At 51.8% G+C, this 11,954-nt stretch carries 12 protein-coding genes; 5 read left to right on the top strand and 7 right to left on the bottom strand.

What is annotated here, in order from left to right; genetic code table 11:
- Window positions 1–84: 84 nt before the first annotated feature.
- From ABFZ83_RS05315 to ABFZ83_RS05285, 7 genes are all read right to left on the bottom strand, one after another.
- A complete protein-coding gene (locus ABFZ83_RS05315) occupies window positions 85–519 on the bottom strand; it encodes an HIT family protein (RefSeq protein ID WP_411818393.1) in 435 nt (144 codons plus the stop codon).
- Window positions 519–749: a putative signal transducing protein gene (locus ABFZ83_RS05310; RefSeq protein ID WP_411818392.1), complete on the bottom strand. Its 231-nt coding sequence runs from the start codon at window positions 747–749 to the stop codon at window positions 519–521. The genes ABFZ83_RS05315 and ABFZ83_RS05310 overlap by 1 nt, the downstream gene beginning before the upstream one ends.
- A gap of 13 nt (window positions 750–762) precedes the next feature.
- Entirely contained in the window at window positions 763–1,914 is a 1,152-nt protein-coding gene (locus ABFZ83_RS05305; protein WP_411818391.1) for a GNAT family N-acetyltransferase, read from the bottom strand.
- Window positions 1,914–2,375: a RidA family protein gene (locus tag ABFZ83_RS05300; protein ID WP_411818390.1), complete on the bottom strand. Its 462-nt coding sequence runs from the start codon at window positions 2,373–2,375 to the stop codon at window positions 1,914–1,916. Before ABFZ83_RS05300 ends, ABFZ83_RS05305 begins: the two co-directional genes overlap by 1 nt.
- Window positions 2,376–2,460: 85 nt before the next feature.
- Entirely contained in the window at window positions 2,461–3,648 is a 1,188-nt protein-coding gene (locus tag ABFZ83_RS05295; protein WP_411818389.1) for an OmpA family protein, read from the bottom strand.
- A gap of 16 nt (window positions 3,649–3,664) precedes the next feature.
- Entirely contained in the window at window positions 3,665–4,699 is a 1,035-nt protein-coding gene (tdh, locus tag ABFZ83_RS05290; RefSeq protein ID WP_411818388.1) for an L-threonine 3-dehydrogenase, read from the bottom strand.
- A gap of 9 nt (window positions 4,700–4,708) precedes the next feature.
- Window positions 4,709–5,911 (bottom strand): glycine C-acetyltransferase, encoded by a 1,203-nt coding sequence (locus ABFZ83_RS05285; RefSeq protein WP_411818387.1) that lies wholly within the window; start codon window positions 5,909–5,911, stop codon window positions 4,709–4,711.
- A gap of 172 nt (window positions 5,912–6,083) precedes the next feature.
- On the opposite strand from ABFZ83_RS05285, the gene ABFZ83_RS05280 reads away from it, so the two are divergent.
- From ABFZ83_RS05280 to moaA, 5 genes are all read left to right on the top strand, one after another.
- The gene (locus ABFZ83_RS05280) at window positions 6,084–7,814 is read left to right on the top strand and encodes an amidase (protein ID WP_411818386.1); all 1,731 of its coding nucleotides are present in this window, start codon (window positions 6,084–6,086) and stop codon (window positions 7,812–7,814) included.
- A gap of 18 nt (window positions 7,815–7,832) precedes the next feature.
- The gene (gene purU / locus ABFZ83_RS05275; protein WP_411818385.1) at window positions 7,833–8,687 is read left to right on the top strand and encodes a formyltetrahydrofolate deformylase; all 855 of its coding nucleotides are present in this window, start codon (window positions 7,833–7,835) and stop codon (window positions 8,685–8,687) included.
- Window positions 8,688–8,915: 228 nt separating this feature from the next.
- Window positions 8,916–10,028 carry an S-(hydroxymethyl)glutathione dehydrogenase/class III alcohol dehydrogenase gene (locus ABFZ83_RS05270; RefSeq protein WP_411818384.1) on the top strand — a complete coding sequence of 371 codons (1,113 nt, stop codon included), beginning with the start codon at window positions 8,916–8,918 and terminating at the stop codon, window positions 10,026–10,028.
- Window positions 10,029–10,060: 32 nt separating this feature from the next.
- Window positions 10,061–10,900: an S-formylglutathione hydrolase gene (gene fghA / locus ABFZ83_RS05265; protein ID WP_411818805.1), complete on the top strand. Its 840-nt coding sequence runs from the start codon at window positions 10,061–10,063 to the stop codon at window positions 10,898–10,900.
- Between the two features lie 49 nt (window positions 10,901–10,949).
- Window positions 10,950–11,954, top strand: coding sequence for a GTP 3',8-cyclase MoaA (gene moaA / locus ABFZ83_RS05260; RefSeq protein ID WP_411818383.1), 1,005 nt, complete (start codon window positions 10,950–10,952; stop codon window positions 11,952–11,954).

The following is an 11,954-nucleotide window of genomic DNA, read 5'->3' as shown; positions in this document are numbered from 1 at the left end:
GATCCCGCCTGTGAGATAACAGATAGCGGTGCCCTTGCCCGAGGGCAAAACACATATTTGAGAGCAAATGTGAGCGGGGATTCGTTAAAGTTTCGCGCGAATTTTCTGGGCTAATTCTTCCAATTGATCGGTTGGGGCAGGGCCGCCAGAAGCGTGATCGCCTAGTGTTTTATCCACATACACCGGAATGATGTGGAAATGGAGGTGGAACACCGTTTGACCCGCAGGCGCGCCATTGAACTGGACAATGCGAATGCCATCCGGGCTTAGACCATCGTTAACGGCTCGCGCCACTTTTTGCGTCGCTGTCATGATCTCGCCGAGGCTTTTTTCGTCAATATCAAACAGATTGGTAGCGGTTGCCTGTTTATGAATAACGAGGCAATGGCCACTGCTCTGCGGGAACACATCCATAAAGGATAGGATCTTGTCATCTTCAAACAGCTTTACGCTCGGAAGGTCCCCGCGAATGATCTTCGCGAAAACATTGTCGTTGTCGTAAGTTTCATTCAGGCTCATTATTCGTCCTCTTCGTCGATCGTTAGTTCACCCGATTGCGCTTTTTCGATAAGCGCGAGCGCCGTTTGTTCCTGATCCTCGGGAACAGCAATTCTAACCCCGCGCGGCAAGACAGGAAGGACCGAATTCATCGCCCCATCAAGTAACTCCGCCGCTATGCCGTTGGCGTTTAGGAAGCTGACAATAATCTTTGCCTCCTGCTGATCTCGAATTCGTTTGATAACTTTCATAGATCACTCGGGTTTAGGTTTTTTTGAAAGGGGTGAAGTCTTTGAGCGCCGTGATTTCGTCATCAATATTGCGCCGCTCTGCGTCGAGGTAGCGGGCGATTGCATCACGGAAGCGCTCGTCTCTAAGCCAATGCGCCGACCAGGTCGCCACAGGCTCATAGCCGCGGGCAATTTTATGATCGCCTTGTGCGCCAGCTTCGACCCGCGAAAGTTCGGCATCAATCGCAAAATCGATGGCTTGATGATAACAAAGCTCGAAATGGAGAAAAGGGATATCAACCGTACAGCCCCAATAGCGCCCATAAAGCGTGTCACCGCCAATCATGTTTAGCGCGCCGGCTATGGGTATTTCGTCTTGCTCCGCAACAATCATCAAAATCCGCTCGGGCATCGATGATGCGATTTCGCGGAAAAAACTCCGGGTGAGGTATGGCGTGCCCCATTTTCGCGCGCCTGTATCTTGATAGAATGTCCAGAAAGCATCCCAATATCGTTCAGTGATTTCGTCACCGACCAATCGCCTGATCGTTACGTCTTTTTGTGCTTCGCGCCTTTCGCGGCGGATGGCTTTTCGTTTGCGCGAGGAAAGCGCTTCCAGAAAATCATCAAAAGACCCATAGCCATTGTTGAGCCAATGATATTGCTCGCCCATGCGCAGCAAGTAGCCCGATTGTTCGAGCGCGTTTTTGTCATCGTTCATGATGAAATTCACATGCGCCGATGATGCACCGATCGCTTCGGTTACTTGAACGAGTGCCTGAGCAAGGTGGCGTTTCGCAGTTGTGTCTTTTGCTAGTAAGCGCGGCCCCTGTGCGGGCGTAAACGGAACCGCGCATAAAAGTTTCGGGTAATAATTTCCCCCGGCTCGGGCATAGGCATCGGCCCAGTGATGGTCGAAAATATACTCGCCCTGACTATGGCCCTTTGCATATAACGGCGCGATAGCAAGCGTCTTATCCCCGCTTTCGAGCACCAAATGCATCGGTGCCCAGCCGACCTCTGGCGCAACCGATTTCGATTTTTCGAGCGCTAAAAGAAATTCGTGACTGACAAACGGGTTATACGGAGCGCCGGGCGGGTTTGCGAGATCGTTCCAGATATCCGCGCGAATCTCGCCAATAGAGGCGAGCGTTCGCGCTGTTACTGTCTCCGACCCATCAGGCATTATTTGATCTCAAAAACTCCATCAACTTCAACGGCGGCGTTTAGCGGCAGCGCTGGTGCGCCAACAGCCGCGCGGGCATGACGCCCCGCATCGCCAAAGACTTCGACCATAAGGTCAGAAGTACCATTGACGACCTTTGGTTGGTCCGTGAAATCAGGATTGCAATTCACAAATCCGCCGAGCTTTACGACGCGCACAACCCGATCAAGATCGCCGTCACATGCGGCTTTGAGTTGTGCAATCAAGTTGATGCCGCAGGCCTTGGCTGCCTCTACCCCGGCTTCTACAGATAAATCCTGTCCGACTTTGCCAGTAATCAGGCCATCAGCACCGATTGAGACTTGGCCTGAGATGAAAACCAGATTGCCAGACTTGACGAAGGGGACATAATTGGCGACCGGCGCTACCGGATCCGGCAGGGTGATATCGAGTTCTTTTAAACGGTCATCGATACGAGACATGCATTACTCCTGATTTTTTATGTCCTGATCTCAATTTAGTGTGGTTTTTCCTCGCAATTTGCAAGGGCGTACCGGGAATTATCGGCTAATTGTCGTCGGTAATGATGTCGAATTCTATACGTCGATTTTGCTCGCGACCAGCCGGTGTAGCATTACTGACAAGCGGCTCTGATGAGCCAGCACCGCGGGTTGAAAGTCGTTCCGCAGGTGCGCCGACCGAGATCATAAAGGCGCGAACCGCATCTGCGCGATAGCCACTGAGTTGTCGGTTGCGGTTAGCGTTCCCACTTGAGTCTGTATGTCCGGTAATCCGTAGGCGTATATTTTCACATTCGTTCAATTTCGTGGAAATCTCACGCAACTGATTTCGAGACGGTAAATCTAGATCGGCGAGCGCACTTGAAAAGCCAATTTTTCGCCGTGCGATTATTGCCGCGATGTCGTCACGGCATCTAACAGTGACATTATTGGGCTCGCTGGATATTTCTGTTTCCTGGTCGGTCGTCTCGACGGGGCTTTTGACCACGGCATCGTCCAAAACGGTTTCAGTCAACAGGTCATCAATAGACACAGGGGCCGGCGAGATATTGATCAGAATATTTGACCGGTAAAAATCGGGTAGGGACGTCATCGCCGCACGGGCGAGGGCTTCGTTCTCGCTAGTGCGCGTTACACCATTGAGCGAAAATTCGGGTCCATTTGCCTGCGCGACGCCATCGCGCAAATAGGAAAGACCCCGCAGCAATGCCGATGCGGCTTTGACCCAGTCCGCATCCGTACCGGGAACCCCACTAGCGATTTCGAGCGTGCCGGAAATCTCATGCCCGGTGAATATATCCTCTGCGAGGCTGTATAGTGTTTCGCGGGCCGCCGCGCTTGGCACGAACCCTGAAAATACGAGCGCGTCACCTTCATTTTCCGCGAACCATATGAATGGATCTGCTTTTGGCGGCAGCGTGGTGACTTTGAGGCCCGATGCATCGATCGCAGTGATTCCGCCCATGATAATGCCGCCGGACCAAACCGCGTCGGCGGCAAGGGCAAGCGTGCGCGTGCGGGTGTCAGTATCGTTTAATTCACCTTTAAGGATGAGTTTCTGACCATCAATAGCGAGATCAATAGGCAATTCTGGCGGCACAGCCCGTTGCGCATCTTCCAGCAAAACCTGTTCAACAGATTGCGCAGACCCCGGAATATAGTCGCTGACTAGTGCTGCCGTGCCAATCAGGCCGACAGCGAGTATTCCGAGAGCTGATTTGATCAATCCGTGCATGGGCTCGTTTGCTGGCTCACCATTCCAATATAACTTTACCAGATTGCCCGGAACCCATTACATCAAAACCCTTTTGGAAATCATTGATCGGGAAGCGATGGGTGACAATCGGAGAGAGATCCAATCCCGCTTGCAGCATTGCACCCATCTTATACCAGGTTTCAAACATGCGGCGGCCATAGATCCCCTTGATTTCAAGGCCCTTGAAAATCACTTTGTCCCAGTCAATACCGGCACCTTTCGGCATGATGCCAAGCATAGCAATTTTGCCGCCGTGATTCATGGTGTCGAGCATCGATTCAAATGCAGACGGTACGCCTGACATTTCAAGACCGATATCGAACCCTTCGGTCATGCCGAGTTCGTTCATTACATCGCGCAGGGCATGTTTGGTTACATTGACCGCACGGGTCGCGCCCATTTTTTCGGCAAGTTCCAGGCGGTAATCATTGACGTCAGTGATGACAACGTGACGTGCACCAACAAAACGCGCAATCGCGGCAGCCATAATGCCAATAGGGCCAGCGCCGGTGATCAGAACGTCCTCGCCAACAAGGTCATAGGCGAGCGCGGTATGGGTCGCGTTTCCATAGGGGTCAAAGATCGCGCCCATATCATCGGAGATGTCAGCCGGTAATTTGTAGACGTTAAATGCCGGCACTGACACATACTCTGCAAACGACCCGGGACGATTAACACCGACGCCAACGGTATTGCGGCAGAGGTGACGTTGGCCCGCACGGCAATTGCGGCAATATCCGCATGTTACGTGCCCCTCTGCGGAAACGCGGTCACCGATTTTCATATTGAAATGTTCGAGATGGACTTCGGAACCAATTTCAATAATCTCGCCGGAAAATTCATGGCCCACAGTCATCGGTACGGGAATCGTTTCTTGTGCCCATGCATCCCAATTGTAAATATGCATGTCTGTGCCGCAGATCGCTGTCCTTTTGACTTTGATCAATACATCATTAGGGCCGATTTCTGGCCGACTGGTGTCAACCATCCAAATGCCTTCTTCGGGCTTGGCTTTCATTAATGCTTTCATCGAACGCTCCTAAATCACGCCAATTTTATTGCCAGCGCTAATAAACGCGTTCACGGCGGCGTCAACTTGCTCGTCACTATGGCCAGCGCACATCTGTGTGCGAATCCGGGCCTGTCCCTTTGGCACAACCGGATAAGAGAATGCGGTCACATAGACACCTTCGTCCATCAACGCATCTGCAAGCTGCGCGGCTTTCCGCGCATCATATATCATTATTGGAATGATTGGGTGCTCGCCGGGCAATAGCTCAAACCCCGCGTCACTCATTTGCTGTCTGAACCGGTTGGCATTTCTAAAGAGTTGCTCCCTGAGCGCCGATCCATTTCGAACGAGGTCGATGGTTTTCATCGTTGCGCCGAGCAAGGCCGGTGTCAGTGCGTTTGAAAACAGATATGGTCGTGCGCGGTTGCGCAACAAATGAACGACGTCTTTGCTTGCGCAAATATAACCGCCCATTCCGCCACCAAGCGCCTTGCCGAGTGTGCCTGTCAGAATATCGACCTGTTTGGCGACGCCGCAATGGGCGGGTGTGCCTTCACCATGGGGGCCCATAAAGCCAGTGGCGTGGCAATCATCGACCATGACGAGCGCACCAAACTCTTCGGCAAGCGCGCAGATCTCTTTGAGGTTTGCGATATAGCCGTCCATCGAAAAGACGCCGTCAGTCACGATGAGTTTTGTTCGTGCACCATCCAGATCGGCTTGTTCGAGGTTCTTGCGCAAATCATCCATGTCGGAGTTTTTGAACCGGTAGCGTTTTGCCTTGCAAAGCCGAACGCCGTCGATGATCGACGCATGGTTCAGGCTATCAGAGATGATCGCATCGTCGGCTTCGAGTAGAGGTTCAAACACACCGCCATTCGCATCGAAACAGGCCGCGAACAGAATCGCATCTTCGTAGCCTAGATAATCGGCTATTTCCTTTTCGACTTTCCGGTGAAGGTCTGTCGTTCCGCAAATGAACCGGACCGACGCCATTCCAAAACCATAATCATCCATAGTCGATTTGGCGGCATCGACGATTTCCTTGTTATCGGCGAGGCCAAGATAATTATTGGCGCAGAAATTCAATACGCGTTTTCGTTCGCCCTTATGATCGACTTCGATAACGGGTCCCTGCGGGGATGTGATCTGACGCTCGAGTTTTTCGAGGCCCTGATCGCGAATATCGGCAATGGTCTCTGCGATTCTGCTATAAAAGGCTTGGCGCATTCTTTCCTCATCGGTTCATAATATTACCCCTAGGTTTGGCGCCCTTGGTCAACCGCGTCAATGAGCGACAATAACTAACAATTTCATAGACTTGGCGATTTTTGCTTGTGAAAGACGGGGGTTCGGGGCAGTTTTGACTAAATAGGCGAAAATGACCGATGAGGGGCCTCCGGTGGACATAAAAACCGACAGACGCGCGCTGCTACGTGGTGCGGCATTGACCGGCGCATTCGGCGCGATGGGCGGCTGTAATCCCGGCGGTGATGACGGGGGGCAAAATTCCGGTGCCGAGGATGACCTGACAACCAAGACGATCGCCGCAGCAGAGAAATTACAGGGCATCGAATATACGCCGCAAGAACGGGCGATGATGCTCGATGATATTGAGCAGCGCTTAACCACGCTCGCGGCATTGCGGGCGATTGAGTTTCCGAATGAACTGGCTCCAGCCTGTGTGTTTGACCCGAAGCTACCGCGTAAAAAAATCCCGTCACAGAAAAACCGGTTGAACCTGTCCGAAGTGACGCGGGATTTGCCGCAATCCGAGGCAGATATTGCATTTGCAAGCGTGGTTGAGCAGGGGCACTGGCTCAGGGCGGGCGCAATCACAAGCGCTCAGTTGACGGATATATATTTACGCCGGATCGAGAAATATAATGGCACGCTGAACGCCTATATCACTGTAACGGCTGATCTGGCGCGGGCGCAGGCAGCTAAGGCGGATGTGGACTTTGCGGAGGGGCGCGATCGCGGACCGCTGCAAGGCATTCCCTACGGCCTTAAAGACCTTGCTGACACCAAGAATGTTTTAACGAGTTGGGGCGCAATGCCCTATAAAGATCGGTTTCCGGAAACGGACGCCGAAGTCACAAGAAAATTGCGCCGCGCGGGCGCTGTTTTATTGGGCAAAACAGCTTGCGGGGCTATTGCCTATGGCGATCAATGGTTTGCGGCGACAACGCGCAATCCGTGGTACGCCGAAGAAGGATCGTCCGGTTCCAGCGCAGGCTCAGCCTCTGCGGTTGCTGGTGGTCTTTGCGCTTTTTCAATTGGCACCGAAACGCTTGGCTCAATCATATCACCTTCCGAACGCTGCGGTACAACCGGATTGCGGCCGACATTTGGTCGTGTCTCGCGCGCCGGGTTTATGGCGCTATGTTGGTCGCTTGATAAAGTCGGGCCGATCTGCCGAACGGTCGAAGATAACGCAGCCGTATTATCTGCGATTAATGGTTTTGATGCGGACGATCCTTCGGCGGCGCGTGTAGGTTTTACCTATGAGCCGCAAGATATAACCAAGATGACAGTTGGATTTGTGCCGGCCTGGTTCGAAGAGGGAGATAGCGCGGACCGCAAAGCGCTTGAGGCATTAAAGGATATCGGTGTCACTCTTAAAGAATTTCCTTGGCCAGAAATCGATTTTGGTTCGCTGATCGAGATCGTGCAGGTCGAAGCCGCCGCTGCGTTCGCTGACCTTACACTCTCAAACCGCGATGACGAATTGGTGTGGCAGGCAAAAGAAGCATGGCCAAATGCGTGGCGGGCGGCTCGGTTTGTGTCCGCTGTTGATTATGTTCAGATAGATCGACTGCGCCGGCGCTTGATGCAAGATATGATGACCGCGTTTGAGGGTTTCGACGCGCTCATCGGACCTCATTTTGCTGGCGGTGCACTATTGGCCACAAACGCGACCGGCCATCCACAATTGGCGCTGCGGGCGGGCTTCTCGCAACGTCCGGCGCTTTCACTATTTGATGAGCCGATACAAAAACAAACTTTTAAAGCGCCGCGTGGTATCAGCCTTTGGGCGGATCTGTTTGAAGAGCGGAAAATACTTGCGCTTGGTGCGGCGCTTGAAAAGAAATTGTCGGTGTCAGATCAGAGACCACCGAATTTTGACTGAAATGTTGAGTAAAAAGTGATGAAAAAAGCATATATTCTTACGCTCTCTTGTACTGATAAGCCCGGTATTGTCGCGACAGTTGCGGGACTTTTATTCGAGTCCGGCGGTAATATTCTTGATGCGCATCAATTTGATGATACCGAAACCGGTAAGTTCTTTATGAGGGTGGTCTTTGACCTTGATGATCAGCAATGCAGCCACGAAAAAATCCTCGAAAATTTCGAGCCAATCGCCCAGCAATTCGGAATGGACTGGCAAATCCGGCCAAAGGATCAGCGAAAGCGTGTATTGATTCTAGTTTCCAAATTCGACCACTGTCTTGGTGACCTTCTTTATCGTCGCCGCATTGGCGAAATGGATATGGATGTCGTCGGGATTATTTCTAACCATCCGCGCGAGACGTTAAACCTGACGTCGATACGAGATATTCCCTATCATCATCTGCCGGTGACAAAAGATACAAAGCCACAGCAGGAAGCGCAGATTAAGAAAATCATTGAAGAGACGGGGGCAGAACTGGTCGTGCTCGCGCGCTATATGCAAATCCTGTCCGATGATCTGGCGCAATATCTGGCGGGCCGTTGCATCAATATTCACCATAGCTTTTTGCCGGGGTTCAAGGGCGCTAAGCCCTATCATCAGGCCCATGCGCGCGGCGTGAAGGTGATCGGCGCAACAGCGCATTTTGTGACGCCGGATCTCGACGAAGGCCCCATCATCTCGCAGGACGTTGAGCATATTTCCCATGTGGACACGCCAGAGGATCTTATCCGCCGCGGTAGAGATGTTGAACGCCGCGTATTGGCGCGCGCAGTCACGAGCTTCATCGAAGATCGCGTAATTTTGAACGGTGCCAAGACAGTCGTTTTTTAGATTAAAAAAAGCGGTATGCTGAGCAAGTGGTAAATCCCACTTCGAAAATCACGCCGCATATTGATAGCAATTTTATATCGGTCGCATCGCTTTTCGCGATCACACAAGTTTTACTCTAAAATAGGCGCTAGCCTTTCGTTTTCGTTGGGTTCCCCCACTGGAAAGGGGCGGCATCATGGCCTATAAAGCGCCGATAACGACGAAATCACAAAAGAAGCAGGACTCGCCATGAAGACCAGAGCCGCCATCGCATTTGAACCAAACAAGCCTCTTGTAATCGAGGAAGTCGATCTGGAAGGGCCAAAGGCCGGCGAAGTATTGGTCGAGATTATGGCCACCGGCATTTGCCATACCGATGCCTACACGCTCGAAGGTAAAGATTCCGAAGGGATATTCCCGTCGATTCTCGGCCATGAGGGCGCGGGTATCGTGCGCGAAGTTGGTGCCGGTGTGACCTCGGTGGAACCGGGCGATCATGTGATCCCGCTCTACACGCCAGAGTGCCGGACGTGTAAAACCTGTTTGTCGCAAAAATCCAATCTCTGCACTTCAATTCGGGCGACGCAAGGAAAGGGCCTTATGCCGGACGGCACCAGCCGCTTTTCCTTTAAAGGCCAGACCTTGCATCACTATATGGGTTGTTCGACTTTTTCGAACTTCACCGTCATGCCGGAAATTGCCGTCGCAAAAATTCGCAAGGACGCGCCTTTTGATAAGGCTTGTTATATTGGTTGCGGTGTCACCACCGGCGTTGGTGCAGTGATCTGGACAGCAGGCGTAGAGCCTGGCTCCAATGTCGTTGTGTTTGGTCTTGGCGGAATTGGATTGAACGTAATTCAGGCGGCGGCGCTTGTTGGCGCTGACAAAATTGTTGGTGTGGATATTAATCCTGCAAAACGCGAAATTGCCGAAAAATTCGGGATGACCGATTTTGTAAACGCGGCTGAAATTGGCGCGTCAAATGTTGTCGATAAACTGGTTGAACTTACCGGTGGCGGCGCAGACTATTCCTTTGACTGCACCGGGAACACCGATGTCATGCGTCAGGCGCTTGAATGTTGTCATCGCGGTTGGGGCACTTCAGTTGTGATTGGCGTTGCGGAAGCGGGTAAAGAAATTTCTACGCGGCCATTCCAGCTTGTGACTGGCCGAGTTTGGAAAGGCTCTGCCTTTGGCAGTGCACGTGGTCGCACCGATACGCCGAAAATTGTCGATTGGTATATGGATAAGAAAATCAATATTGATGATCTGATTACCCATACGATGCCGCTCGAAAAAATTAATGACGCGTTTGATCTAATGCACGAAGGCAAGAGCATCCGTTCGGTTGTCGTATTCTAAGGCAAGTCAACGTCGGATAATGGAGAAGCATCATTAAAGAGCTAAGTGCCACAAAAACTTTCGGCGGAACGCAATCGGTCTATTCGCATCAAAGCGAAGCCTGCGGCTGTGAAATGCGGTTTGCGGTTTTCACGCCCTCTAAGGCCAAGCATGGCGACGGGCCATTTCCGGCGTTGTTCTGGCTATCTGGCCTGACCTGTACCGAAGAAAACTTTATTTCAAAAGCCGGTGCCCAGCGCATGGCGGCCGAATTAGGTGTGGTCATTATTGCGCCCGATACATCACCGCGCGGTGAGAATGTGCCGGACGACCCCGATGGTGCTTATGACTTTGGCCTGGGTGCCGGTTTCTATGTGAATGCGCAGCAAGAACCATGGTCCCAAAATTATAATATGTATGAATATGTGGCCCGTGAGTTGCCGACGCTTGTAAAAAAATCGTTTCCGGTAGACCCCGAACGATTTGGCATTTTCGGACATTCAATGGGTGGTCACGGCGCGCTAACAATTCATTTGAAAAATCCCGAAATATTCAAGACCTGCTCAGCATTTTCACCCATCGTCGCGCCATCGCAGGTGCCTTGGGGCATAAAAGCGCTTTCCAATTATCTTGGCCCGGATGAAGCAGCCTGGGCCGAATATGATGCTTCGGTTTTGGTGTCGCGTATCCCGAGTAAGGCTGAAATTCTTATAGATCAGGGAACCGCAGATAATTTTCTGGTGGAACAATTAAAACCAGAGATTTTTGCCGCGGCGGCTGAACGGGCGGGGCAGCCCCATACGCTCCGGATGCAAGAAGGTTACGATCACTCATATTATTTTATTGCGAGCTTCATTGATGACCATATTCGATGGCATAGTGAGCGTTTGTAAAGGCAAAGTCGGATCGGTGATTTATGAACCGACATCGCAGAGGTAGACAGTGACAACATTACCGCTCAAAGATAGCTTTGGTCGCCATATCGATTATCTGCGATTGTCAGTAACAGACCGATGTGATCTGCGCTGTACCTACTGCATGGCCGAAGAAATGCAGTTTCTTCCGAAGCGCGAAGTGTTAAGCCTCGAAGAGTTAGAGATTCTCTCCGGTGCCTTTATTGACCGGGGCGTTAAAAAAATTCGGGTAACCGGGGGCGAGCCGCTGACCCGGAGGGATATTATGACGCTGATGGCGAGGCTTGGAAGGCGGCTTGAGAAAGGTGACTTTGAGGAGTTGACCCTGACGACCAATGCGACACAGCTTTATCATCATGCGGATGTTTTGAAATCTGTCGGGGTCAAGCGGATCAATGTTTCCTTGGATACGCTAGATGATAAGAAATTTACCCAGCTGACCCGGCGCAATGTTTTATCAAAGGTATTGCAGGGGCTGGATGCCGCGCAGAATGCTGGATTGAAGGTCAAAATCAACACGGTAGCGCTTAAAGGCTTTAACGATCACGAAATACCGGAAATGATTTCGTGGGCCCATGGCCGGCAGATGGATTTAACCCTCATTGAGGTGATGCCGCTCGGGGCCATTGATGAGGACCGCGTAGATCAATACCTGCCGCTTAGCGCTGTGCGGGATATTTTAGAAACGCAATGGACGCTTGATCCAATGGAAAAAAGAACCGGCGGTCCGGCGCGCTATGTCCGCGTGCGGGAAACCGGTGGAACACTCGGGTTTATAACGCCGCTCACCAATAATTTCTGTGCGGGATGTAATCGCGTTCGGGTAACATGTACGGGGCAGATTTATATGTGCCTCGGCCATTCCGATAAGATCGATTTGCGCGCGGCTTTGCGCGGCGAAAATCCAATTGACGAACTCAACTCCGCGCTCGATCAGGCGATGATCAAAAAACCGGAGCGGCATAATTTCGAAATTTCTAAACGTGGGGCCGATCCTTCTGTTCCTCGGCATATGTCGGTAACGGGAGGATAA

It is taken from the genome of Hyphococcus formosus, assembly GCF_046736345.1.
GTDB classification, from domain to species: Bacteria; Pseudomonadota; Alphaproteobacteria; order Caulobacterales; family Parvularculaceae; genus Hyphococcus; species Hyphococcus formosus.
This window is presented reverse-complemented; position numbering and strand designations above follow the sequence as displayed.